This window comes from Fusicatenibacter faecihominis, assembly GCF_020686945.1.
Lineage (GTDB): Bacteria > Bacillota > Clostridia > Lachnospirales > Lachnospiraceae > Limivivens > Limivivens faecihominis.
Map to the genome: position 1 here is coordinate 18,342 of NZ_JAJEPR010000018.1, position 24,188 is coordinate 42,529.

General features: G+C 50.8%; 25 protein-coding genes, 2 pseudogenes and 1 riboswitch. Of the genes and pseudogenes, 14 read left to right on the top strand and 13 right to left on the bottom strand.

The window, feature by feature from the left end:
• Positions 1-12 precede the first annotated feature (12 nt).
• The 12 genes from LKD71_RS11040 (at position 13) to LKD71_RS11095 (ending at position 13,157) form a co-directional block, all read left to right on the top strand.
• Positions 13-927, top strand: a complete 915-nt coding sequence (locus LKD71_RS11040) for an ATP-binding cassette domain-containing protein (protein ID WP_227615448.1) — start codon at positions 13-15, stop codon at positions 925-927.
• Positions 920-1,804 carry an ABC transporter permease subunit gene (locus tag LKD71_RS11045; RefSeq protein ID WP_227615449.1) on the top strand — a complete coding sequence of 295 codons (885 nt, stop codon included), beginning with the start codon at positions 920-922 and terminating at the stop codon, positions 1,802-1,804. The genes LKD71_RS11040 and LKD71_RS11045 overlap by 8 nt, the downstream gene beginning before the upstream one ends.
• Before the next feature lie 10 nt (positions 1,805-1,814).
• Positions 1,815-2,696 (top strand): sensor histidine kinase, encoded by an 882-nt coding sequence (locus LKD71_RS11050; protein WP_227615450.1) that lies wholly within the window; start codon positions 1,815-1,817, stop codon positions 2,694-2,696.
• A 60-nt stretch (positions 2,697-2,756) separates the two neighbouring features.
• The gene (locus LKD71_RS11055) at positions 2,757-3,371 is read left to right on the top strand and encodes a nucleoside recognition protein (RefSeq protein WP_227615451.1); all 615 of its coding nucleotides are present in this window, start codon (positions 2,757-2,759) and stop codon (positions 3,369-3,371) included.
• A gap of 161 nt (positions 3,372-3,532) precedes the next feature.
• Positions 3,533-4,312 (top strand): DUF3800 domain-containing protein, encoded by a 780-nt coding sequence (locus LKD71_RS11060; RefSeq protein WP_227615452.1) that lies wholly within the window; start codon positions 3,533-3,535, stop codon positions 4,310-4,312.
• A gap of 231 nt (positions 4,313-4,543) precedes the next feature.
• On the top strand, positions 4,544-5,170 hold the full coding sequence (locus tag LKD71_RS11065) for a lactate utilization protein (RefSeq protein WP_227615453.1): 627 nt from the start codon (positions 4,544-4,546) through the stop codon (positions 5,168-5,170).
• A gap of 148 nt (positions 5,171-5,318) precedes the next feature.
• Positions 5,319-5,515: riboswitch (cobalamin riboswitch) on the top strand.
• A gap of 183 nt (positions 5,516-5,698) precedes the next feature.
• Positions 5,699-6,982 (top strand): sirohydrochlorin cobaltochelatase, encoded by a 1,284-nt coding sequence (locus tag LKD71_RS11070; protein WP_178034892.1) that lies wholly within the window; start codon positions 5,699-5,701, stop codon positions 6,980-6,982.
• Between the two features lie 124 nt (positions 6,983-7,106).
• Positions 7,107-7,997: a hypothetical protein gene (locus tag LKD71_RS11075; RefSeq protein WP_178034893.1), complete on the top strand. Its 891-nt coding sequence runs from the start codon at positions 7,107-7,109 to the stop codon at positions 7,995-7,997.
• 2 nt (positions 7,998-7,999) lie between these two features.
• On the top strand, positions 8,000-9,184 hold the full coding sequence (locus LKD71_RS11080) for an ABC transporter substrate-binding protein (protein WP_227615454.1): 1,185 nt from the start codon (positions 8,000-8,002) through the stop codon (positions 9,182-9,184).
• Between the two features lies 1 nt (position 9,185).
• Entirely contained in the window at positions 9,186-10,199 is a 1,014-nt protein-coding gene (locus LKD71_RS11085; RefSeq protein ID WP_227615455.1) for a FecCD family ABC transporter permease, read from the top strand.
• 3 nt (positions 10,200-10,202) lie between these two features.
• A complete protein-coding gene (locus tag LKD71_RS11090; protein ID WP_227615456.1) occupies positions 10,203-11,300 on the top strand; it encodes an ABC transporter ATP-binding protein in 1,098 nt (365 codons plus the stop codon).
• 168 nt (positions 11,301-11,468) lie between these two features.
• Positions 11,469-13,157: a DUF4091 domain-containing protein gene (locus LKD71_RS11095; RefSeq protein WP_227615457.1), complete on the top strand. Its 1,689-nt coding sequence runs from the start codon at positions 11,469-11,471 to the stop codon at positions 13,155-13,157.
• Between the two features lie 62 nt (positions 13,158-13,219).
• Here LKD71_RS11095 and LKD71_RS11100 read toward each other — a convergent pair whose 3' ends face one another.
• The gene (locus LKD71_RS11100; protein ID WP_227615458.1) at positions 13,220-14,569 is read right to left on the bottom strand and encodes an RNA-binding domain-containing protein; all 1,350 of its coding nucleotides are present in this window, start codon (positions 14,567-14,569) and stop codon (positions 13,220-13,222) included.
• A 102-nt stretch (positions 14,570-14,671) separates the two neighbouring features.
• Positions 14,672-15,580, bottom strand: a complete 909-nt coding sequence (locus tag LKD71_RS11105) for an SIR2 family NAD-dependent protein deacylase (RefSeq protein WP_227615459.1) — start codon at positions 15,578-15,580, stop codon at positions 14,672-14,674.
• Here LKD71_RS11105 and LKD71_RS11110 point away from each other — a divergent pair, their 5' ends adjacent.
• A complete protein-coding gene (locus LKD71_RS11110) occupies positions 15,581-15,874 on the top strand; it encodes a hypothetical protein (protein ID WP_227615460.1) in 294 nt (97 codons plus the stop codon).
• A gap of 6 nt (positions 15,875-15,880) precedes the next feature.
• Here the strand turns inward: LKD71_RS11110 and LKD71_RS11115 are convergent, their stop codons facing one another.
• The 3 genes and pseudogenes from LKD71_RS11115 to LKD71_RS11125 form a co-directional block, all read right to left on the bottom strand.
• Positions 15,881-16,657, bottom strand: coding sequence for a protein-ADP-ribose hydrolase (locus LKD71_RS11115; RefSeq protein ID WP_227615461.1), 777 nt, complete (start codon positions 16,655-16,657; stop codon positions 15,881-15,883).
• Entirely contained in the window at positions 16,644-16,820 is a 177-nt protein-coding gene (locus LKD71_RS18555; protein ID WP_227615485.1) for a 4Fe-4S binding protein, read from the bottom strand. Before LKD71_RS18555 ends, LKD71_RS11115 begins: the two co-directional genes overlap by 14 nt.
• 104 nt (positions 16,821-16,924) lie before the next feature.
• A pseudogene (locus LKD71_RS11125) lies at positions 16,925-17,191 on the bottom strand (pyridoxamine 5'-phosphate oxidase family protein); the annotation flags it as partial.
• Between the two features lies 1 nt (position 17,192).
• On the opposite strand from LKD71_RS11125, the pseudogene LKD71_RS11130 reads away from it, so the two are divergent.
• A pseudogene (locus LKD71_RS11130) lies at positions 17,193-17,315 on the top strand (winged helix-turn-helix transcriptional regulator); the annotation flags it as partial.
• A gap of 128 nt (positions 17,316-17,443) precedes the next feature.
• On the opposite strand, the gene atpC reads toward LKD71_RS11130, so the two are convergent.
• The 8 genes from atpC to LKD71_RS11170 form a co-directional block, all read right to left on the bottom strand.
• Positions 17,444-17,845 carry an ATP synthase F1 subunit epsilon gene (gene atpC / locus LKD71_RS11135; RefSeq protein ID WP_178045062.1) on the bottom strand — a complete coding sequence of 134 codons (402 nt, stop codon included), beginning with the start codon at positions 17,843-17,845 and terminating at the stop codon, positions 17,444-17,446.
• Between the two features lie 12 nt (positions 17,846-17,857).
• Positions 17,858-19,252, bottom strand: coding sequence for a F0F1 ATP synthase subunit beta (gene atpD, locus LKD71_RS11140; protein ID WP_178045061.1), 1,395 nt, complete (start codon positions 19,250-19,252; stop codon positions 17,858-17,860).
• A 15-nt stretch (positions 19,253-19,267) separates the two neighbouring features.
• Positions 19,268-20,131 carry an ATP synthase F1 subunit gamma gene (gene atpG, locus LKD71_RS11145; protein ID WP_227615462.1) on the bottom strand — a complete coding sequence of 288 codons (864 nt, stop codon included), beginning with the start codon at positions 20,129-20,131 and terminating at the stop codon, positions 19,268-19,270.
• 151 nt (positions 20,132-20,282) lie between these two features.
• The gene (gene atpA / locus LKD71_RS11150) at positions 20,283-21,809 is read right to left on the bottom strand and encodes a F0F1 ATP synthase subunit alpha (RefSeq protein WP_227615463.1); all 1,527 of its coding nucleotides are present in this window, start codon (positions 21,807-21,809) and stop codon (positions 20,283-20,285) included.
• A 122-nt stretch (positions 21,810-21,931) separates the two neighbouring features.
• Positions 21,932-22,471 (bottom strand): ATP synthase F1 subunit delta, encoded by a 540-nt coding sequence (gene atpH / locus LKD71_RS11155; protein ID WP_227615464.1) that lies wholly within the window; start codon positions 22,469-22,471, stop codon positions 21,932-21,934.
• On the bottom strand, positions 22,468-22,995 hold the full coding sequence (gene atpF / locus LKD71_RS11160; RefSeq protein ID WP_178045057.1) for a F0F1 ATP synthase subunit B: 528 nt from the start codon (positions 22,993-22,995) through the stop codon (positions 22,468-22,470). The genes atpH and atpF overlap by 4 nt, the downstream gene beginning before the upstream one ends.
• Positions 22,996-23,107: 112 nt before the next feature.
• Positions 23,108-23,389 carry an ATP synthase F0 subunit C gene (gene atpE, locus LKD71_RS11165; RefSeq protein WP_178045072.1) on the bottom strand — a complete coding sequence of 94 codons (282 nt, stop codon included), beginning with the start codon at positions 23,387-23,389 and terminating at the stop codon, positions 23,108-23,110.
• Between the two features lie 33 nt (positions 23,390-23,422).
• Positions 23,423-24,184: a F0F1 ATP synthase subunit A gene (locus LKD71_RS11170; RefSeq protein ID WP_178045056.1), complete on the bottom strand. Its 762-nt coding sequence runs from the start codon at positions 24,182-24,184 to the stop codon at positions 23,423-23,425.
• Between the last annotated feature and the right edge of the window lie 4 nt (positions 24,185-24,188).

The following is a 24,188-nucleotide window of genomic DNA, read 5'->3' on the forward strand; positions in this document are numbered from 1 at the left end:
GGAGCGATTGACATGACTGACTGTCTGGTAACAAATGAACTTTGCAAGAGCTACAGAAATTTCAAGGCACTGCATCGGCTGAACATGCACATTCCGAAGGGGGCCATCTATGGTTTTGTGGGAAAAAACGGAGCAGGGAAGACGACGCTGATCCGGCAAATCTGTGGCCTGCAGAATCCCACTTCCGGGAGCTACAGCCTTTACGGAGTAAAAAATACGGACCCTGCGATCCGGAAAGTGCGGAAACGGATGGGAGCTGTAGTGGAAACGCCGGCCATTTATCAGGATATGACGGCCGCTGAGAATCTGAAAATGCAGTATCAGCTTCTGGGCCTTCCTTCTTTTGAAGGGATCCCGGAGCTTCTGGAGCTGGTGGGCCTTGAGAAGGTCGGGAAAAAGAAGGCGAAAGATTTTTCTCTGGGTATGCGTCAGAGACTGGGAATCGCCATTGCCCTCTACGGGAATCCGGATTTTCTTGTGCTGGATGAGCCCATCAACGGCTTGGACCCCCAGGGTATTGTGGAGATCCGGGAACTGATTTTGAAACTGAACCAGGAATATCAGATCACAGTGCTGATTTCCAGCCATATTTTGGACGAGCTGGCTAAGCTGGCGACGCATTACGGCTTCATTGAGGGCGGGACCCTCATCAAGGAGATCAGCGCCAGGGACCTGGAGGCGGCCTGCCGGAAAAGTATCCGCCTGACGGTTTCCGACATCCGGGCCCTCTGCCGGGTCCTCGACCGGATGAAACTGGAGTACCGCATCGATTCCGAGAGAAAGGCGGAAATTTACGGGGAGGTGGGCGTGACGACGCTTACTATGGCCCTCGCCCAGGAAAAATGTGAGATTTTTTCCATGCAGGAGCACGAGGAAAGTCTGGAAACCTACTATATGAATCTGATCGGAGGTGGACAGCATGAGTAATCTTTTCTCCGCAGGCCTTTACCGCCTGAGAAAAAGTAAAGTTTTCTGGCTGGCTCTTATTTTTATGGCAGTGATCAGCGTGATTTTGTGCGTGGAAATGGCGCGAAACGCGGTTACAGACCCGAATATTACTTTCGCGGACGGTATGTTTTCCAATCAGGCCGTCATGAACCTGGTGATGGCGGTTTTTGTCACGCTGTTTCTAGGAACGGAGTACAGCGACCGGACCATCCGGAATAAAATCATCAGTGGCCATTCGAGAAGTACCATTTATCTGGCTGCGTTTCTTGTAAGCAGTGTGGGAGGACTTATCATTTATGCGGTTTCTCTGGGAATTTCAGCGGGTCTTGGCAGTTTGCTGCTCCATGCTGCCGAAACGCCTTCTGTGGGGAAAATTTTTTCTCAGGCCCTCATTGGAGCGCTGGTCTGCCTGGTGGACGCGGCTTTTTTCACCTTCTTTGTCATGGTGCTGGGGAATAAAACTGCCGGGGCTGTGACCGGGCTTGTGGCAGGAATCACGCTTCTGACCCTGGGTGTGGCTGTTTACAGCCGTCTTTCCGAAGACGAATTTATCTACGAGCCGAAGAGCGTTTACAAGGCGATGCAGAATTTAGTTGGGGAAAACACAGAGGAAAGTGTGGATTTTTATCTCAACGACGACACGGAATGGGTAAAGCTTCCCAATCCGCGTTATCTTTCAGGAAAGTTACGGCTGGTCTATGAGAATCTGCTGGACTTAAATCCGGTGGGTCAGAGAGCGGAGCTCAGCGGCTGGGAGTTTGCGAAACCGGCCCGGGCGGTTGTTTTTGACCTTCTGGAGATCGTGCTTTTCGGCGCGGCCGGAATCCTGATTTTCCGAAAAAAAGAACTGAAATAGAGGTGATCGGATGCTGACCTGGTGCCTTTTTGCCCTCAGCGTTGTGGTGATTTTTCTGCTGGGACTTAAGATTTTTTCCTTAAAAAAGAATATGGATCGGGTCAGCAGCGAGTTTGCGAGGCTTCTTACGGAGGAGACCAATGGGCTCATCACCGTTGACACGCGGAATCCGGAGATCCGAAAGCTGGCTCGGGAACTCAATGAGGAACTTAAAACCCTAAAGGAGCAGCGCCGGAACTATCAGAACGGCGACCGGGAGCTGAAGGAAGCCGTGACGAATATTTCCCACGACCTTCGCACGCCCCTTACCGCGATCAGCGGCTACCTGGAGCTTCTGGAGGAGGAAGAAAAAAGCGAGACGGTGGAGCAGTATCTCTCCTTCATTTCCGGCAGGACTGAGGCCATGAAGCAGCTGACGGAAGAATTGTTTCGCTACACCGTGGTGCTTTCTGCCGGGCCGCCCGAGCTCAGCGAGATCGACCTTCGGGAAGTGCTGGAGGCCAGTCTTTTGAGCTTTTACGGAGCCCTCACTGAACGAAAGATCACGCCGGAAATCCATCTTCCCAAGGAGCCGGTTTTGCGAAAAGGAAATCGCGAGGCCCTGTCCCGGGTGTTTGGAAATATTCTGAGCAATGTCCTCAAGTACAGCGACGGCGACCTGAAGGTGGAGTTAAAAGAGAACGGCGAGCTTACCTTTTCCAATCACGCCAGAGACCTGGACGAGGTTCAGGTGGGAAAGCTCTTCGACCGATTTTTCACCGTGGAAACCGCCCGGGGCTCCACCGGCCTCGGCCTCTCCATCGCCAGGACGCTGATGGAGCAGATGGGGGGAAAGATTGTGGTGGGGTATGAAGACGGGGTGCTGAAGATCCGGCTGAATGTTAATGAGTGAAAACCATATTTTACCTTACCTCCGCATAGGATATAAAAATCCCGTGCGGAGGTTTTTTCTATGAATATGCTCTGGGGCGGTATGCAGCTCATTGGAATTTTATATGGGGCATTTAACGGGCGGATGCAGGAGATCACGGACGCGGTTTTGAGCGCATCCCGGGAGGCGGTGACGCTCTGCGTGACGATGACGGGGATTCTGGCTTTCTGGCAGGGACTGATGGAGATTGCGAAGGACGCGGGGCTCACGGATGTGCTTTGCGGAAAGATCCGGCCGCTGATCCGTTTTCTTTTTCCGGAGATTCCGGCGGATCATCCGGCGTATGAGTCAATTTCCATGAATTTTATCGCGAATTTCCTTGGTCTTGGCATGGCGGCCACCCCGGCAGGCCTAAAAGCCATGAAAGATCTGGAAAATCTCGAAGAAAAGCGGCGGGGCGGCAGGCTTCTCGGCAGAACTCCGGTGCCTCCCGGAACCGCCAGCCGGGAAATGTGTACCTTCCTTATTATGAATATCTCCTCCCTCCAGCTGATCCCCGTCACGATGATTGCCTACCGCAGCCAGTACGGCAGCGTGAACCCCGCCGCCATCACCGGCCCGGCGATTCTGGCTACCGCGGCAAGCACCGGTGCGGCGGTGATTTTTTGCGGGGTGATGAACCGAAAACGTCGATAATGCTTTAAAAAGTTGAAGAATCCTTTGCACGAATAATGCACAGGATTCTTTACTTTATATATAATAAAAAATAATGTTTGCAAATTTTTACTATTGAAAGATACTATGGGATACGGTAAAATATAAAGCAGTTTTATACTCACTGAAGAGAGGGCGAATTTATGGCAGAGTATACATTGTATATAGATGAAAGTGAGACATTTAACAGCGCTGGTGATAAATATTTTGTTATGAGCGGAGTTATTATAAAAGACAGCAATTATTCAGACATAGAAAATGTTTTAAATAAAGCAAAACAAATCGTATGGGAAAATATTCCGGGGTGTGAGAGGTACATATTACATGAAAAAGATATCAGCTTTGCAAGCAATCGCCTAAATTCACGAAAACTGAGTATGATACCAACGTGTTACCATATTTTTCAGGACAAGCATAAAGTAGTTCAGCTGTATAATGAATTATCAAAGATATTTAAAAATATGGATATATCAGTACTGGGAGTGTGCTTAGCTAAAAGGGTGTTATATTCTTGCTATGGGGAGAGTAAATTAAACAATCAATTTACAATAGCCATTCAATTGTTGATAGAACACTATTGTCAGTTCTTAATAAAAAATAAGGCAGTGGGGAATATATGTTATGAAGCAATGCAGCCAGAGCAAAATGATAAAATACAGCAGAGAATCTATGAGCTGAAAGCATTGGGAACTTTATATTATTCGTCAAAAACCATTCAGGATCATATAAAACAAATAAATTTTGTACCAAAAACAGATAATTTAGCGGGATTGCAGTTGGCAGACTTTGTCCCGAATACATTGGGGAGATATGCAGCTTCCATGAAGCCTAAAAATAAGGATTTTGCTAAAAATGTAAGAGCCAAGCTTTATGATGGAGATGCAAAAGAAAAGTATAAATTTGGTTTTAAAATTTTGTCATAAAAATGATTGACTTTCTAACTAAAGAAAGTATAATATAAATCAATGGGATTGTGGTTGTGAGGTGCTGATGAACTTCAGTGACCGTTTATGAACCGTTCTTTCGAGGGCTGGGAATAAGAAACAACCTGTCGAACCCATCAACAAAAGATACTTAAGGGCCTTAGCTATTTGCTAAGGCTCTTTTTCTATGGTAAGATAAGGATATCAATAGAAAAAAGGAGGAACCTACCTATGGATGAGAACTTAAGAAAAAGAAACGAAACCCTCGCGAAAACCGTCATTAAGGGTCTGAAATCCCGCAACATGTCCGGCTATTATGCAGCGGATAAGGAGGAAGCGCTGAAGCTGGCTCTGGAACTGATTCCTGAGGGGAGCACGATCAGCATGGGCGGCTGTGCAAGCGCCCAGGAAGTGGGACTGATCAAAGCGCTGAAAGAGGGCAATTATAATTATATCGACCGGGCAAAGCTTTCACCGAGGGAAAGTCTTATGGCTGCCTACGATTCTGATATTTTCCTTTCCAGTGCCAATGCCATCACAAGCGACGGTATCATGGTGAATATCGACGGAAATTCCAATCGCGTGTCCTGTATCGCCCAGGGACCGAGAAAAGTGGTCTTTATCGTGGGAATGAATAAAGTCTGTCCGGACCTCGATGATGCTATGAAGCGGGCCAGAAATGTGGCGGCTCCGGCCAATGCCCAGAGATTTGACGTCAAGACACCCTGCAAGGAGACCGGAAAATGCTTCGACTGCAAATCCCCGGATACGATCTGCTGTCAGTTCCTGATCACGAGATATTTCCGTCACGAAGGCCGGATTCATGTGATCCTTGTAAACGATAATCTCGGCTTCTAAGTTGGAAAGTCAAATACCCCGCTACAGGCAACGGGGTATTTGATCCTCGCGGAAATAAATTTTTTTACCACTTGTACTTTAAAAAAGAGTGTGCTATGATACGCATGAGGGTGGCAGATAGCAGTCTGCAGCTCCCAACAGCTGAAAACTAAATAAGAAAATATCAGGTGCCGTTTTAAAAAGAGAAAACTTTCAGCAAACGGGTAAAAGAGAAGCAGGTGAAAGTCCTGCGCGATCTCGTCACTGTAAACAGGGAGTCAAGGCCAGAATGTCACTGGGAAACCGGGAAGGCGGCTGCGGCAAGGATCTGTGAGCCAGGAAACCTGCCTGATGTTGGTACGGGGATAGTTATCCCGGATCACGAGTAATTGATTGTACCGTTTATCTTTTTCCCGCGATCCTTTTGCCTGTGTGTAAGAGGATTTTTTCATGTCACCGTACCTTATGATTTTCGCTGATGCAAAAATTAACATACATCAGGACGTCAGACCATAAAGATCTGTGTCTGGATCAAGGAGGAGAAGTAACATGAAAAACAAAATGGTAAAAGCTCTGGCAATCATGATGAGTGTATCCACCATCACAATGATGGGTTCCGCAAGCGTATATGCTTCCGAGACTGAGACCGAGACAGCCACTGAGGCTGTAACAGAAGCAGCAACCGAGGCTGTAACAGAGACAGCAACCGAAGCAGCATCTGAGGATGCCACTGAGGCAGGCTCTGAGAGCGACGATCAGGCAGCAGCTGATAATGTAGCAGCTCTGATCGATAAGATCTATGTTCAGGAGAGAACCGATACCACCGATGCAGACTGTACCGCAGCCAAAGAAGCATGGGATCAGCTGACCGATGCTCAGAAAGAGCTGGTTGAAGGTGAAGAGGCAAGCCCGGAGTATTTCGGACGTGACACCGGCGACGCTTCCAAAGACGATCCCCGCAACGGCGATGAGATCGGTGACAACGAGCTTCTGGTAGTAAGCTTTGGTACTTCCTTCAACGACAGCCGCGCAGAGGATATCAAGGGCATCGAGGATGCTCTGCAGGAAGCATATCCGGACTGGTCTGTAAGAAGAGCATTCACTGCTCAGATCATCATCAACCATGTACAGGCAAGAGATGACGAGAAGATCGATAATATGGATCAGGCTCTTCAGCGTGCCGTTGACAATGGCGTTAAAAACCTGGTGGTACAGCCGACTCATCTGATGCACGGCGCTGAGTACGACGAGATGGTAGAAGCGATCGACGGTTACAAAGATAAATTTGAGTCCGTAGCCATCGCAGAGCCGATGCTGGGCGAGGTAGGCGACGACGCTACCGTTATCAATGACGACAAGAAGGCAGTTGCCCAGGCGATCACCGATGAAGCTGTAAAAGCAGCCGGTTATGACAGCATGGAAGCAGCAGCTGAGGATGGAACTGCATTTGTATTTATGGGTCATGGTACTTCCCATACTGCAAATGTAACCTATGATCAGATGCAGACCCAGATGGAAGAGCTTGGATTCACCAATGCTTTCATCGGTACGGTAGAGGGTAAGCCGGAAGATACCGCTTGTGAAGAGGTTATCAAGAAGGCTCAGGATGCAGGCTTCAAGAAAGTTGTTCTTCGTCCGCTGATGGTTGTAGCTGGTGACCACGCTAACAACGATATGGCAGGCGATGATGAGGATTCCTGGAAGAGCCAGTTCGAGGCTTCCGGAGCATTTGACAGCGTTGACTGCCAGATCGAAGGACTGGGAAGAATCGATGCTGTTGAGCAGATTTATGTAGAGCATACAAAAGAAGCTATCGATTCTATCGCAAAATAATCAATAAAGCGGACATTCGCAATCCGCTTTTGCGACTGCGTTCAAACAAAAGGATAAATCTCAGCTGCCCGGAATGTTTTCAAAGACATCCGGGCAGTTGTTGTAAAAGAGGAGGAAATTGATTATGAAACGTTCCATGACATTCTTTTTATCACTGATCTGTGCTACTGCCATGATGGCAGCTCCTGTGGCAATGGCAGCAGAGACCGAAACCGAGACAGCTGTTACCGAGATGGTATCTGAGGCTGAGACGGAGACCGGCAGCGAGACCGAAACCGAGGCAGAGGGCGTTCTGGAGGATGGCACCTACACCGCAGAGTTTGATACGGACAGCTCCATGTTCCATGTCAATGAGGCAAATGACGGAAAAGGCGTTCTGACGGTAAAAGACGGTGAGATGACCATTCACATATCTTTAAGCGGCAAAGGCTTCCTGAATCTTTTCATGGGAACCTCCGAGGATGCGAAAAAAGACGGCGCAGAGCTTCTGGAGCCGACCACAGATACCGTAACCTATAAAGACGGAACTTCTGAGGAGGTTTATGGCTTCGATATCCCGGTGCCGGCCATTGATGAAGAGTTTACCGTGGCAGCCATCGGCAAAAAAGGCAAATGGTACGACCACAAAGTCAGCGTCAAGAATCCGGTGAAAGAGGACGGCGCAGAGAAAAAGACCGTTGCTGATCTGAATCTGGAGGATGGCGATTACACGACAGAGGTAACTCTGGAGGGCGGAAGCGGCAGAGCAACCGTAGATTCTCCGGCAGCCATTACGATCAAAGACGGCGAGGCAACTGCAACCATCGTATGGAGCAGCCCGAACTATGATTATATGCTGGTAGACGGTGAGAAATACGAGCCGGTAAACACCGAGGGAAATTCTACTTTTGAGATCCCGGTAGATGGCTTCGATTATCCGATGGAAGTCGTTGGAGATACCGTAGCTATGAGCGAGCCTCACGAGATCGAGTACACCCTGCAGTTTGATTCTTCTACTATGGAAAAGGCAGAATAAAAATGAAAAAAAGAACAGGATGGCTTCTGAACGCAGTCCTGGGGTTTTCTGTGATCTTTTCTTCTTCGGCAGCGCTGGTTCCCATCCGGAGCTTCGCAGCCGAAGAAACCAGTGAGACGGCCGGAGCTGACACTGCGAAGGAGGATCTGGCAGGACTCAAATATGACCACAGTCTGGAGCTTCAGTATGCGGATCAGTTTGCCGTGGATTATTATGAGGGCGATTATGCCCTGATTACGATTGAAGGCGGCGACCAGTTTCTTCTGGTGCCTGAGGGAAAAGAAGCGCCGGACGGTCTGGATGCGGATATCACCGTGATCCATCAGCCTCTGGAAAATATCTACCTGGTGGCAACTTCCACGATGGACTTTTTCCGAGCTCTGGACGGACTTGGCAGCATCAGTCTTTCCGGAACGAAAGCGGATGGCTGGTATATCGACGAGGCGAAGCAGGCTCTGGAGGATGGTTCCATTGTTTTCGCCGGAAAATACAGTGCGCCGGATTATGAGCTGATCCTGTCAAAAAACTGTGATCTGGCTTTGGAATCCACGATGATCTACCATAATCCCGAAGTAAAAGAAAAACTCGAAGAGTTTGGCATTCCGGTTCTGGTGGAACATTCCAGTTATGAGAGTCACCCCTTAGGCCGGACCGAGTGGGTGAAACTTTACGGCGTCCTGCTGGATAAAGAAGAGGAAGCAGAGGCGGTTTTTGAGGAGCAGGCAGAGAAGCTCAACTCTATCAAAGACAGCGAGAACACGGGAAAAACCGTGGCCTTTTTCTATATCAATTCCATGGGCTCTGCCAACGTGCGGAAATCCAATGATTATGTGTCGAAAATGATCGAGCTGGCCGGTGGAAAGTATATTTTCAACGATCTGGGCACCGATGAGGAAGGCCTTTCCACGATGAACATGGGAATGGAAGATTTCTATGCGGGAGCCAAGGATGCGGATTATATCATTTATAACAGTACCATTGACGGCGAGCTGGGTTCTCTGGACGAGCTGCTGAAAAAGAGTACGCTTCTCAAGGATTTCAAGGCGGTCAAAGAGGGAAACGTCTGGTGCCTGACCAAGAGTATGTTCCAGGAAACGACCTGTCTTGGTGATGTCATCATGGATATCCACCGGATGCTGACGGAGGACGATCCCGAAGGGCTCACCTACCTGTATCGATTGGAGTAATATGGAAAAAAGAGGAAAAATCCGTTATATTTTTTCATTTGTTACCCTGACAGTGCTTTTAGGAGCACTGATTTTCTGGAATATCAACGCCGGCAGCGTCTCCGTGAGTCTGGGTGAGGTCTTCTCTATCCTTTTTCAGAAGGGAGGAGATGAGACGGCCAGAAATATCATCTGGTCCATCCGTCTTCCGAGAATCCTGGCGGCGCTGATCCTGGGTGGAGCTCTGTCCGTATCAGGTTTCCTGCTCCAGACCTTCTTCAACAACCCTATTGCGGGGCCGTTTGTCCTGGGAATCTCGTCGGGAGCCAAGCTGACGGTCGCCCTGACGATGATCTTTCTTCTGGGAAAAGGCCTGACCGCGGGTTCCGCGGTGATGATTATGGCGGCTTTCGTGGGTTCGCTGATTTCCATGGGATTTGTGCTTCTGGTCTCCAGAAAGGTCCGGAATATGTCGATGCTGGTCATCTGCGGCGTTATGATCGGTTATATCTGCTCCGCTGTGACGGATTTTGTCGTAACGTTCGCTGACGATTCCAACATCATCAACCTGCATAACTGGTCTCAGGGAAGCTTTTCCGGTATGAACTGGGACAATGTGGCTCTCATGGCTGTGGTGGTTTTTGTGGCGCTGGGGCTGGCATTTTTCCTTTCCAAACCCATGAGCGCTTACCAGCTGGGGGAGGCTTACGCGAGAAATATGGGCGTGAATATCAGTCGGTTCCGGGTGGAACTGATCCTGCTTTCCAGCGTGCTTTCCGCCTGCGTGACGGCTTTTGCAGGTCCGATCTCCTTTGTGGGAATTGCAGTGCCGCAGCTGATGAAGAGTCTTCTGAAAACGGCGAAACCGATTCTGGTGATTCCGGCCTGTTTCCTGGGCGGAGCAGTGTTCTGCCTCTTCTGTGACCTCATTGCCAGAACCGTTTTTGCGCCCACGGAGCTCAGTATCAGTTCGGTGACGGCAGTCTTCGGAGCACCGGTGGTGATCTATGTCATGATAAACCGGAAGCGGGGGTAAGCCATGGAGAAAAGTTTTATTTATACGGAAAATATGACCGTGGGTTACGATGGAAAAGCGCTTATCCGGGATATCCGGCTTTCGCTGGAGAAAGGCCAGATCCTAACGCTCATCGGCCCCAACGGTGCGGGAAAATCCACGATTTTGAAGAGTATTATCCGTCAGCTGAAGCTGGTGGATGGAGCCGTTTTTCTAGATCAGAAATCCATGGAAAAAATGACGGATAAGGAGATTTCCAGGAAGCTTGCGGTAGTTATGACGGGCCGGATGCAGCCGGAACTCATGACCTGCGAGGATATTGTGGGAACGGGACGTTACCCCTATACGGGTGTTCTTGGCATTCTTTCTGCGGAAGATCACGAAAAAGTGCGCGCAGCCATGGAGCTGGTTCATGCCTGGGATCTGAAGGACCGGGATTTTTCGGCGGTCAGCGATGGCCAGCGCCAGCGAATCCTTTTGGCCCGGGCCATCTGTCAGGAGCCGGAGGTCATCGTTCTGGACGAGCCGACTTCTTTCCTGGATATCCGCCACAAACTGGAACTTCTCTCTATTTTAAAGGAGATGGTCCGGGAAAAACATATGGCGGTGCTCATGTCTTTGCATGAGCTGGATCTGGCCCAGAAGGTGTCAGATCTGGTGATCTGCGTTCACGGCGACCGAATTGAGCGCTGCGGCGTTCCAGAGGAGATCTTTACCGATGAGTATATCCGTCACCTTTACGGGGTGACGGCGGGAAGCTATAACGCATCCTTTGGCTGCCTGGAAATGGAGCCTGCCAAAGGAAAGCCGGAGGTCTTTGTGATCGCCGGTGGCGGCAGCGGAATCCCGGTATTTCGAAAGCTCCAGCGTCAGGGCGTTCCTTTTGCTGTGGGTGTCCTTCAGGAAAATGACGTGGACTATCAGGTAGCGAAGGCGCTGGCAGCGAAGGTCGTGACGGAAAAGCCCTTTGAGGAGATCTCGGAGGAGCGCTATCAGGAGGCCAGAGAGCTGATGCGAAGCTGCAAAAAAGTGATTCTGGCGGTTTCCGGTTTCGGCACGATGAACCGGCGAAACGAGGAGCTGAAAAACGAAGCCGAGAGTTTAGGGATTTTGGAAAAATAAACTGAATTTCGGGCGGTGGAAGTGAGAACTTCTGCCGTCCGTTTTTGGTTGTGACGACCGCCAATCAGACACAAAAAGTGATGGATGTTTTATAGACAAGCATGGCAGCGGGATGGTATGATGCAGGTATCAACTACGGCAGTAATTGTGCGGAAATGGAGGATGAAAATGAATTTTAAAGCGGTAAACGTATCACCTATGGAAAAAGTATTTCCAACGGCGGCCCCGTCCGAGGAGGGAGCAAGAGAGAAACTCAGCGGCTTAAGAGGGGAGATCGTCTCTTTTCAGCTCGCCTACTATGCGGAATCCCAGGGCTTTGCGAGAGCAGAAGCGGAAGTGGTTTCACCGATTCGGGCAAATGTAAAGCTTCGGAAGGTAGCGCTGGTTCCCTGTGAATATCCCTGCGGCCCTATTGTGGATGAGGACTATCTCACAACTGCGCCGGGGCTTTATCCGGACCGGCTGGAAGTGCTGGAAAAAGTCTCTGACGAAGAAAAAGATGTTTATAAAGACGTTCCTCTGATTCATGGCCAGTGGAGAAGCCTCTGGATCGATGTGGAGATTCCGGAGGATATGGAAGCAGGCGAGTATCCGGTGACAATCCGCCTCATTCATAAAGGGGAGGTTCTGACGGAAAAAAACGTCTCTCTGGAGGTCATCGGAGCTGTGCTTCCGGCCATGAAGGTTCCGCATACGGAGTGGTTCCACAGCGACTGTCTCGCTAATTATTATGGCGAGGAGGTTTTCTCTGAGGAATACTGGAGAATCGTGGAAAACTTCGTAAAGACAGCAGTGAAGCATCGTTACAACATGCTTCTGACCCCGATCTTTACGCCGCCTCTTGATACGGCTGTGGGCGGAGAGCGGCGGACCGTCCAGCTGGTGGATGTGACCGTTCAGGCAGATGGAAGCTATGCGTTTGGCTTTGAAAAACTGGATCGCTGGGTGGAAATGGGAAAACGCTGCGGCATCCGTTTCTTTGAGCTGTCTCATCTCTTTACCCAGTGGGGAGCGACTGCTGCGCCGAAGATTATGGCGGAAAAAGACGGAACCTGTCAGCAGATTTTTGGCTGGGATACTGATGCTTCCGGGGAAGAATACCGGACATTTCTGCATGCTTTCCTGACTGCTCTGAAACTGGAGCTTGCAAAACTTGGTATCGAGAAAGAAACTTATTTTCATGTTTCTGACGAGCCTTCCATGGAGCAGATCAATTCCTATCGGGATGCGAAAAAAGCGGTGGAGAAGGATCTCGAAGGCTACGGAATGTTTGACGCCCTGTCCGATTATGGTTTCTATGAGCAGGGGCTGGTTCAGCAGCCGGTCTGCGGCCTGAACCACATCGCGCCTTTCCTGAAGGCCAGAGCGGAGGGTAAAGGACCGGAAAAGCTCTGGGGCTATTACTGCGTGGGTCAGCCGGAAAAAGTGACAAACCGTTTCATTGTGCAGCCGGGCTACCGTACCAGAGTTCTTGGGGCTCAGATGTACAAATATGAGCTGGCCGGTTTCCTGCAGTGGGGCTATAACTTCTACAACTCAGCCTTTTCTCTGCACCCCATTGATCCCTACCGCTGTACAGACGCGGACGGAGCTTTCCCGTCAGGCGATCCCTTCATCGTCTACCCGGGAAAAGACGGCGCTCCGGAGGAGAGTCAGCGTCTCATGCTCATGGATGAGGCCATGTCCGACCTCTGCGCCATGAACCTCCTCGAAGGTCTCTGCGGCCGGGAAGCAGTTCTCGCCTGCCTGGAACCCGATGGAGAGGAAATTCTCACTATCGAGGAGTACCCCAGAAACCGGGAGTATCTCACGGCAGTCCGGGAGAGAGTCAATCGGAAGATTGCGGAAAATATGTAAGTTCAGACGGCTCCGGAAGTGTTCCGGAGCTGTTTTTGGAAAAATTGAAGTGGAAATGCGGCTTACTGCTTTGCTGTATAATAAGTGTTCCTTGCTTTTCCATGTCGTACAAGCAAATTCTGTTTTAGCAATCCATTGATCAGTCTTGTAGCAGTTGAGGCGCTTACTTCAAGAAGAGAGGCTGCATTGTTTTTGGTGATCTGGTTATAATTTCTGGCATATTCAAGAATACGTTTTTCCTGACTGCTCAGAGCTGGATTGTCGTTCAGGATAAAGACAGGGGCCTCTTCTTTTGCAGGAATGGAAGTAATTGTGGAGCCAGAATTGATATTGACATTTGGAAGTATGATTTTGAAGGTGTTTTTGGTTGTTTCAATTCTGGGTCTTGTGTTTGTACCTTCGTAAGCTTTCATGATTTTACTGATTCCGGTGCCGTAAGCTTCGATCAGCTGAAGGCGGTAAAAGATATTTGCAAGATCCGGATTCCGGCAGATTGAAATACCGGCCAGGATATCCTCCAGCTCAATTTCAGGCATCAGGCCTCCAATAGATACAAACTCGATCCGGTCTTTGTAAAGGCTGATGAGCGCACTGGCGCTGAAGGAATACTCCCGATGTACCAGGAGGTTCAGCAGGGCCTCCCGGATGGCAATTTCAGGATAGTCCCGCACATCGACCCGGAGCAGCTTTTCTACGGTTGCACGGGTCTGATTGCGGAAATCAATAAAATCATATACTTCATGCATCTGTTTCATCAGCGATCCGGAAAATTCCCGGCGGTCCTTAAAAATGGTCTGATCTTTTCCCTGAAAAACGGCTGCTTTGATACTGTGGACGCACTGGTCAGATAAAAGCAGAGCCAGATTGGTGTAAAGGCCGTCAGAATCAATCAGCTTTAGAGAGCGCATCTGCTGGGGACCAAACTCGACATTCCGAAGCTGAAATTCTTCTGTTGTGGCATAAAAAGTGAGATTCTGGTTTAAACTTCGCATGGCTTCAAAGTGGTCGCCATCTGTTTCTTTAATCATGCGACGGATTGCTGCATCGGTAGCGGGAACAGAAGAATATCCCTGCCGGACATACACGCCTTCTGGTCGCATTCCTTTCTTAGCAATATAATAAGGACGGTCGGTTCCACGTTGAATGTCTACGACAACAATTTTTTTCTCATTTTCATAAATCGTTTCATAGTGTAAAAACATCGTTATATCTGGTTTGATCGTGTCACACACCATATTGCTGATCTGTAAGGCAGCATTGTCCGGATCTTCAAGACCTGCCACTGTCCCGTCATCCCGGACACCAACATACAATTTTCCACCGTTACAATTTGCAAAAGCAATGATTTCTTTCTTGATATCATCGACAATCACTTCTTTCAATTCTACCGTTTCACTTTCCTGGAAAATCATGCAATCAGCTCCTTTGCCTCTGTTTGATTCTATTTTAATGAATCGATTCAGATTTGTCAAGTAAAATTTGACACGATTTTGAATCGATTCTGACATGATTTTTCAGAGCTGTGCCAGAACTTCCCCGATATCGCCTTCGATACAGATGGATTTTTTCGAAATCTCTTCAGGGGCGAGAGCTTCGTTCAGGTTGATGCAGGCGTAACGGGCGTCGGGCCATCGGTCGGTCATGTTCCAGAAGGGATATTTGATGATGCCCGGGGTGTTGTAGCCGGTGCCAAGTTCCAGAAAGAGGACTTTGGTGGGCTGGTGGCGTCGGAGAAATTCCGAGTAGCGTTCGGCGGCCTGGTGCCAGCCCTCATCCTCCACGAAGGTGCTGTCCGCCCGGAGATTCATGGTCAGGGGCTTACCGCAGTGAGGACAGCGGGGGACCAGGTTTGAGGGGATCGTCATTTTGGGAGAAGCGGGAGGCAGCAGGGTATTGTCTTCCAGAATCTTAAAGCCCTGGGAAAGCACCATTTGGCGGATGATTTTCTCATTGTCATAGGTGACAGGCTGGCAGGGGCGGCTGCACTGGAAGAGGCCATAGTCGCCCTGCGTATAAAAGAGGCGGTGTTTATCGAAGCCGGCTTTCTGGAAGCAGTGATCGACGTTGGTGGTAAGGACGAAATAGTCTTTCCCTTTTAAAATGGTATGTAGTTTTTCGTAGACCGGTTTCGGCGGGTTCATGTAGCGGTTGATCCAGATATAGCGGCTCCAGAAGGCCCAGTATTCTTCCAGGGTGTCGTAGGGATAAAAGCCGCTGGAGTACATATCATGGAAGTTATATTTTTCTTCGAAATCGCTGAAATATTTCCGGAAGCGTTCACCGGAATAGAGGAAGCCCGCGGAGGTGGAAAGGCCTGCTCCGGCTCCGGCGATGATGCAGTCTGCTTCATCAAGGGCAGCCGATAAAAGCTTGATCTGGGTGGAGAGGTCTTCGGGTGGTTGGGTTTTAAATGGGAGTTTCATATGAGTGATTCCTTTATAAAAATGTGTGGTTTTGTAAGCCGGACGCCCCGCAAGCTGGTTCCAGGCGGGCTTTCAGTTGCGGCGGAGCGAAATTCTAAGGCTTGCCGGAAGCTGCTAAGGGCATTCGCAGAAACCCATAACTCGCTGCGCTCAAACAATGGATTTCTGCTCATAACGCAGCTTCCGGCAAACCAAGAATTTCTGCTCTGCCTCCACATGAAGCCCGGCTGGAATCAGCTTGTGGGGCTGGATACGGCAGAGTCAGTAACTTTGTGGTGGTTTGAAAACAGATAACGTGATTCAGGGGGTTAAAAGTTTTTTGTAGATGATAAAATCTTCATCTTTGAATACATTGAAAATCACTTTGATCGGATAACCGTTTTCTTTCAGGTAGTTTTCCACGGTTTCCACAGCGATCTCGGCGGCCGTTTCATTGGGGAAGTGAAATTCGCCAGTGGAGATGCAGCAGAAGGCGATGCTTGTAAGGCCCTGTTTTGCGGCAAGATCGAGGCAGGAGCGGTAGCAGGAGGCCAGAAGCTCGCAATCCCGGCTGGTTAAGGGGCCGTGGACAATCGGGCCCACCGTGTGGATCACATATTTGCAGGGCAGGTTGAAAGCCGGTGTGATTTTGGACTGGCCTGTGAGTTCTTCGTGGCCCTGGCGTTTCATCAGCTCGTTGCAGGCGAGGCGGAGTTCCACCCCGGCGAAGCTATGGATACAGTTGTCGATACACCGGTGGTTGGGCACATAGCAGCCGGTCATGCCGCTGTTGGCTGCGTTGACGATGGCATCGCAGCGAAGGGTCGTGATGTCGCCCTGCCAGAGATAGAGAGCTTCTTTTAGGGGAGTCAGTTCAGAGAAATCGGTGATTCCTTTGGCGGCGGTCTCCGCGGTTAGATAGGAATCCTGGATCTCCAGAAATTCCCGGGAGCATTTTCTGGGCGGTCGGATATTCATAAGTCCCCGGAGGAGCTGTTTTTGTCCCTCCGAATCTGAGGGCACAGAAAGCCCCTGAAATTCAGGAGCTTCTTTTAAGAGTTCATGGATGAGGGATTGTCTTTTTTCACTTTGATTCATGGGAACACCTCTTTTTGATGACCTGTTTTGGGCAGGTTTCCACGCAGCGGCCGCAGTGCAGGCAGCGGTTCTGGTCGATAACGGCCGGAATTTTTGAAGTATCAATACATTTCTGGGGACAGACGGAAAAACAGAGATTACAGCCGATGCAGCCCTCATGGATGAAATAACCGGAGAGGTGGTTTGTCCCAGAGCATCATGTCGATGACTCTGGTCCATAGAAAAGTACCTCCTGTTATAATAACACTTTCACTCCGAGATGTTGCATTAAAACTCGTAGGGCGGGTTCCCAGAGAAGTCAGCGATGAGGCCGTGGGCATTTTCCAGATAGAAGACCTCGAAAATGGGGTTGTCGGCGGTCTGGTACTGGCCTTTTACGATGGGGTTGGCGATGCACATTTCTTTGGCAGCCATGTTGTTCTCGAAAACAGCTTTGCCGTGAAGACGGATCCATGCGTAAGAAGGGCTGGACACAGAAATCTCGATCTCCGGATTTTTCTGCATGTCTTTGTACACATCTTTGGTGCTGTTGGATGCAGAGGTGCCGCCCCGGGTGGAATACACCCTGACGGAGCTTGGCTACAGCCTGAAGCCCATCATGGATGCCATGTGGACCTGGGGAGAGAATTATCAGGCGCAGAATGAGAAACTTCAGTAAGAGATAGCTGTAGGCAGCATCACGGCAGTAGTGAGAAGTACGAGAATAGCTGGACCTGCAGCACAAATCAAAAGAAAAGGGCTGTCACCCGGCAAAAAATATTTGCTGATGTGACAGCCCAAATTCTGTTATTCCTTCACACTCAGGCGCACCAGCGCACGCTGGAGTTTCGCCTGGGCGATCTTGTATTCTTTATCGGTAAGGCCTCCTTTGGCCAGCATTTCTTCGGCGTGTTTTTTCGCTTTCTCCGCACGGGGCTGGTCGATGTCCTCTTTCCATTCCCAGGTGGTGGCCAGAAGGCGGCAGGTGCCGTTCATGACGGAAAGCATGCCGCCGATGCAGGCTGCTTCCCTGCGGGTTCCGTCTTCCATGACAACGGTGGATTCACCCATTCCCAGGGCCGTACAGAAGTTGCTGTGGCCTGCCAGGATGGCCAGGTCTCCGGTGATGGTGCGGCAGATGACCTTTTCCACGTTTCCTTCAAAGAGAAGGCCGTCGGGGGTTCCGATATGCAATGGAAATGTCTTCATAGCGGGCCTCCTTTACAGCTTCTTGGCCTTTTCAAAAACATCGTCGATGGTTCCTGCAAAGAGGAAGCAGCTTTCGGGGATGTCGTCGCACTCGCCGTTCAGGATCATCTGGAAGCCGCGGAGGGTCTCCTTTAAGGGAACGTACTGGCCGGCCATACCGGTAAACTGCTCTGCCACAGAGAAGCTCTGGGACAGGAAACGCTGTACCTTTCTGGCGCGGCTTACGGTGAGCTTGTCCTCTTCGGAAAGCTCGTCCATACCCATGATGGCGATGATATCCTGAAGCTCTTTGTAACGCTGAAGCACTCGCTGAACCGCACGGGCGGTCTCGTAATGCTCGGTTCCGACAATATCCGGGGAAAGGATACGGCTGGTGGAATCCAGAGGATCCACGGCCGGGTAAATACCCTGGCTGGAAATCTCACGGGAAAGTACCGTGGTGGCATCCAGATGGGTGAAGGTGGTAGCCGGAGCCGGGTCGGTCAGGTCATCGGCGGGTACATAGACGGCCTGAACGGAAGTGATGGAGCCTTTTCTGGTGGAAGTGATACGCTCCTGAAGAGCGCCCATCTCCGTTGCCAAGGTGGGCTGATAACCAACGGCAGAAGGCATACGGCCCAGAAGAGCGGACACCTCGGAACCTGCCTGGGTAAAACGGAAAATGTTGTCGATGAAGAGAAGTACATCCTGATTTTTCACATCACGGAAATACTCCGCCATGGTAAGTCCGGAAAGGCCCACACGCATACGGGCTCCGGGGGGTTCGTTCATCTGACCGTAAACCAGGGCGGTCTTGTCGATAACGCCGCTTTCTTTCATCTCATTGTAAAGGTCGTTTCCTTCACGGGTACGCTCGCCAACGCCGGTAAATACGGACAGTCCGCCGTGAGCGGTGGCTACGTTGTGGATCAGCTCCATGATAAGGACGGTTTTTCCTACGCCGGCTCCTCCGAAAAGACCGATTTTACCGCCCTTTGCGTAGGGGCAGATCAGGTCTACGACCTTGATACCGGTCTCCAGGATTTCGGTCGCGGGCATCTGCTCCTCGTAAGCGGGAGCCGGACGATGGATCGCCCAGTGCTCTTTTGCTTCGGGAGCGGGCATGTTGTCCACGGGATCGCCCAGAAGGTTGAACACTCTTCCCAGGCATTCCTCGCCCACGGGTACCTTGATGGGGCCGCCGGTATCCAGGGCTTTTGCTCCGCGGACCAGTCCGTCGGTGGAGTTCATGGCGATGCAGCGCACGGTGTTGTCACCGGTCTGCTGGGCCACCTCCGCTACCAGTCGGGAGCCGTTATTATCAATCTCAATGGCGTTGAGAAGGGCAGGCAGTTCATCGTGGGCGAACCGGATATCCAGAACCGGGCCGATGACCTGCACTACCTCGCCAACATGTTTTTCAGTCATTGTTGATCTCCTTTTTTAGAGTCCTTCCGCACCGCCGACGATCTCGGTGATCTCCTGGGTGATGCTGGCCTGACGGGCTCTGTTGTAGTAAAGATTCAGTTTATCGATCATATCCTCCGCATTGCTGGTGGCGGCTTCCATGGCGGTACGGCGGGCGGCCAGCTCGCTGGCAACGCTTTCGCAGACACCGCCGTAAATGAGGCCTGCCAGATACTCCGGAACGATGGCGTTAAAGACTTCCACCTCGTTGGGCTCATACCAGATCAGATTCCGGATTTTTTTACCCTCTGCAGATTTCTCATGATCGGTGAGATCTGTCAGGGGAAGCATGGAAAAGATTTCCGGCACCTGAGAGAGCATGGAGACAAAGCTCGTAAAGCAGAGTTCGATGTGGCCGAATTCTCCTTTTTTGAAGGCGGAGCAGAGAAGGCTCGCCATCTCAAAGCAGTCCGCCACGGAAATCTCCGCGATCTCGGCAAATTCCTCGGTGAGGATCGGAAGTTTCCTTCGGTGGGCGTATTCCACAGCCTTTTTTCCGATGGGCAGGACGACGAAATCCTGTCCGGCACTGGCTTCCTCCAGGCATTTGAAAAGGTTGACGTTATAGCCGCCAGCCAGGCCGCGGTCTCCGGCGATGACGATGTAGCAGTATTTTTCGCTGGAGGATTTCCGGGCGTAAATGGAGGAAAAATCCAGGTTGCCCTCTGCGATGTCTACCAGAGTCTGATGGAGTTCACGGAAGTAAGGGCGGCAGGTGTCTGCCCGGTCTTTGGCTTTCCGGAGTTTGGAGGAGGCCACCAGTTCCATGGCCTTGGTGATCTGCATGGTGCTTTCCACACTCTTGATCCGAAGTTTTACGGATTTCATATTTGCAGCCATAAGTGATTCCTCCTGTATAGTGGTTGATGTATAGCTACGAATTGCTTCGCTGCGAAGCAGCTCATGCAAGGTCTCTGCTCCGCGTTGGCGGGTCTCAAGCTCAAAAGCCTTACCGTGCAAGCACGAACGGCTTTTTGAGTTTTCGACCCTGTTATACAGGTTTCGAATCCAGGAACTGCTTCGTATAGGTATCAAGTACCGTTTTCAGCTGATTTTCCGTCTCTTCCTCGAGTTTTCCGGTGGAACGGATGGTCTGCATCACGGCAGCGCCCTCCGCGTCGGTGTCGAGGTAGGTGTAAAGGCCCATCTCATAGTCGTGAACGTCGGAAACCTTCACAGCGGAGAGGATTCCTTTCGTGACGGCATAGAAGATGGCTACCTGTTTTTCTACGGGAACCGGGGAGTTCTGGTTCTGCTTCAGGACTTCCACGATACGGGCGCCCTGTTCCAGACGGGCCTTGGTGTCGGCGTCCAGATCGGAACCGAACTGGGCGAAGCTCTGGAGCTCGCGGTACTGGGAGTAGATCAGCTTCAGGGTTCCGGCTACCTTCTTCATGGCCTTGATCTGGGCGTTTCCGCCTACTCGGGAAACGGAGATACCCGGGTTTACCGCAGGCATAACGCCGGAGTGGAAAAGCTCGGTCTCCAGGAAGATCTGACCGTCGGTGATGGAGATCACGTTGGTGGGAATGTACGCGGAAACGTCTCCTGCCTGGGTCTCGATGATGGGAAGAGCGGTCATGGAGCCGCCGCCGTGGGCGTCATCCAGTTTTGCAGCTCTCTCCAGCAGTCTGGAATGAAGGTAGAAAACGTCACCCGGATAAGCCTCACGGCCGGGCGGACGGCGGATCAGAAGAGAAAGAGCACGGTAAGCCACCGCATGCTTACTCAGATCATCGTAGATGATGAGCACGTTCTTTCCTTTATACATGAAATATTCGCCCATGGCACAGCCGGAGTAGGGAGAAATGTACTGCAGAGGGCTGGCCTCGGAAGCAGTAGCCGCTACAACGGTGGTGTAGTCCATGGCGCCGTTTTTGGCGAGATTTTCCACAAGGGCGGCCACGGTGGAACGTTTCTGGCCGATGGCGACGTAGATGCAGATCACATCTTTGCCCTTCTGGTTGATGATGGTGTCCGCAGCGATGGCGGTTTTACCGGTCTGACGGTCGCCGATGATGAGCTCACGCTGGCCGCGGCCGATGGGGATCATGGAGTCGATGGCCTTGATACCGGTCTGGAGGGGTTCATGAACGGAACGCCGTTCACAGATACCCGGGGCCGGGCTTTCAATGGCGCGGTACTCGTCTGCCACGATGGGGCCTGCGCCGTCGATGGGCTGTCCCAGTGCGTTGACGACACGGCCAATGAGGGCGTCGCCGACGGGAACGGAAACGACTTTTCCGGTTCTCTTGACGCTCTGGCCTTCGCCGATCTTCTCACCGTCTCCGAACAGTACGATGGAGACGCTGTTTTCTTCCAGGTTCTGCGCCATGCCGTAGCTTCCGTCTTCAAATTCCAGAAGCTCGCCAGCCATACAGTTGATAAGACCGCTGGCCCGGGCGATACCATCGCCCACCATCAGGATGGTTCCGGTCTCGTTCTGGTGGATGGCGTTATCATAATATTTGATCTGGCTGCGGATGACCTTGGATATTTCTTCAGGTTTTAATTGCATGGTTCCATTTCCATCCTTTTATATAGTTTAACAGTTCAGAGCATCAGCAAAATGAAAAAACAGACTATGCAAACTTGTTTGCAATAGGATGGATTTTCATTTTTGAATGACTGAACATCCGATTACAGTGTCAGGCTGTCCAGTTTCCGGGAAAGTCCGTCGAGGCGGCCTTTTACGGTTCCGTCCAGCTCTTTGCCCTCCAGCTCCACGCGCACGCCGCCGAGGAGAGAAGGATCTGTTTTAAGACTCAGGGAAATCTTTTTCCCGCTGAGTTTTTCTAATTTCTGTTTCAGTGCTTCTGCCTGTGCCTCTGTCATGGGAACCGCACTAGTCGCCGTTGCCTCGGCGATACCGTTGTCACGGTTGTAGCGCCGGGCATATTCGTCGCAGCAGCCGCCGAATTCCCGAAGAAGATTTCGTTCACAGAGAAGCTTTAAAAAATTGACCAGATATCTTTCTGCCTGATTTCCGAAAGCGGCCTCGATGAGATCGATGCGCTCGTTTCCCGGAATGGACGGCTCTGAAAGAAGATGAACATAATCCGGATTTTCCTGGAAAAGAGTACGGATGACTTTCATTTCCTCCAGGATCTCGCCGGTAAGCCCTTCCTCAAGGGCGAGGGCGTACATGCTTTCTCCATAGACTCTGGCTGCCTGTGTCATGAAATATCACCTGCATTTCTGTCTGCGGTTTCATCTACCTGTGAGATGAAATCATCGATGAGTTTCGCATGATCCTTTTCGTTTACTTCCCGTTCGATGACTTTGCCGGCGATCTCCATGGCCATGCCGCCGATCTCGTCTTTCAGTTCGTTGACGGCCTTGCGTTTCTCCTGAACGATGTCAGCTTCAGCTTTTTCTTTCAGGGCAGCGGCCTGTCTAGATGCCTCCCGGAGCATTTCCTCACTCTGGATGGCAGCCGTTTTCTGGGCGGTAGTAAGGATCTCACTGGCCTTGTTTTTGGCATTCTGCATGTTTTCTTCGTATTCCGCCTTCATGGCCTGCGCTTCTTCTTTGGCCTTTGTGGCATCCTGGATCTCCGCGTCGGCGTGGGCCTTGCGTTTTTCCAGGATTTCATTGATGGGCTTGAAAAGGAAACGCTTGATGAGATAAACCTGAATAAAGAGGTTTAAGATCGTGGCTACGAAGGTCCATGGCACAATGCCTACTAAATCCTGTACCTGCATATTTATGGCCTCCAAACCTTGTTCTGTCTGTGTAGCTGTTTGGCGGGTCCCAAGTTCAAACGCTTTATCGTACAAGCACGAACAGCTTTTTGAACTTTGTCCCCTGGTATGCTTAACTCAGGAAGTTCATGAACATTCCCGGAGCTACGAAGATCAGAAGAAGGCCGGTTACGAAACCGTAAATACCGGTGGTCTCAGCGATGGCACAGCCCAGGAGCATGGTGGAAGTCACGTCACCTTTGCACTCCGGCTGACGGCCGATGGCCTCAAGAGCTTTTGCTACGGCGTTACCTTCACCGATACCAGGTCCGATACCTGCGATCAGGGAGCAGCCTGCACCGATTGCACAACCAGCTAATGCGATACCTTTTGCGAGCATCTGAAAATCCATAATAAAGTCCTCCTTGAGTAAAGTGTTTTTTTAATCTTAACCTTCTTCCGCAGCGTTCGCGATGTACATGACGGTCAGCATACAGAAGATAAATGCCTGCATGCATCCTGAGAACCAGTCAAAGTAGACGGACAGGATGGCAGGGATTCCCACATCGAGGAAGGGAATCTTTGAGAGAACGTCCCCCACGACACCGGGGATCAGTCCGAAGAGCGCGGAGCTTGCCACAGCCAGAGCGCCGTAGATCAGCGCGTTGATTACCACGCCGGAAAGAATATTTCCAAAATGACGGCAGGCCATGCTGACCGGCGTTGCCAGTTCGGAAAGGATATTGAAAGGAGTCATCACCGCGATGGGGGTGGTAAAGCCCTTCAGATATCCGCCGAAGCCGTTGGTCTTGATTTTCTGAGCGGTGATCATGATAAATACCACCACAGCCCAGGCGGCTTCTGTGGAAAGATCAGCGGTGGGGCTTCGAAGGCCGATGAGGCTGATCAGGTTGGAGAGTACGCTGGTGGCAAAAAGCGCGGCCACAAAAGGTACGAAATAGCGGAATCTCTCGCCCATATTTCCGACGACAAACTGGTTGGCCTTCTCTACGATGAGCTCGGCCAGAGCCTGTCTCTTGGATATGTTCTCTTCCTTCAGATCACGGGTGAGCCAGATGCACGCGCCAGTGATGAGAAGCATGACAAGCCAGCTGACCACCATGGTTTCGCTGATCTTAAGCTGCCCTAAAATAGGCACATTGATGGGTGTTTCCCAGAGGATCCGGGCCCCCGTAATATCCAGTTCCATTTGT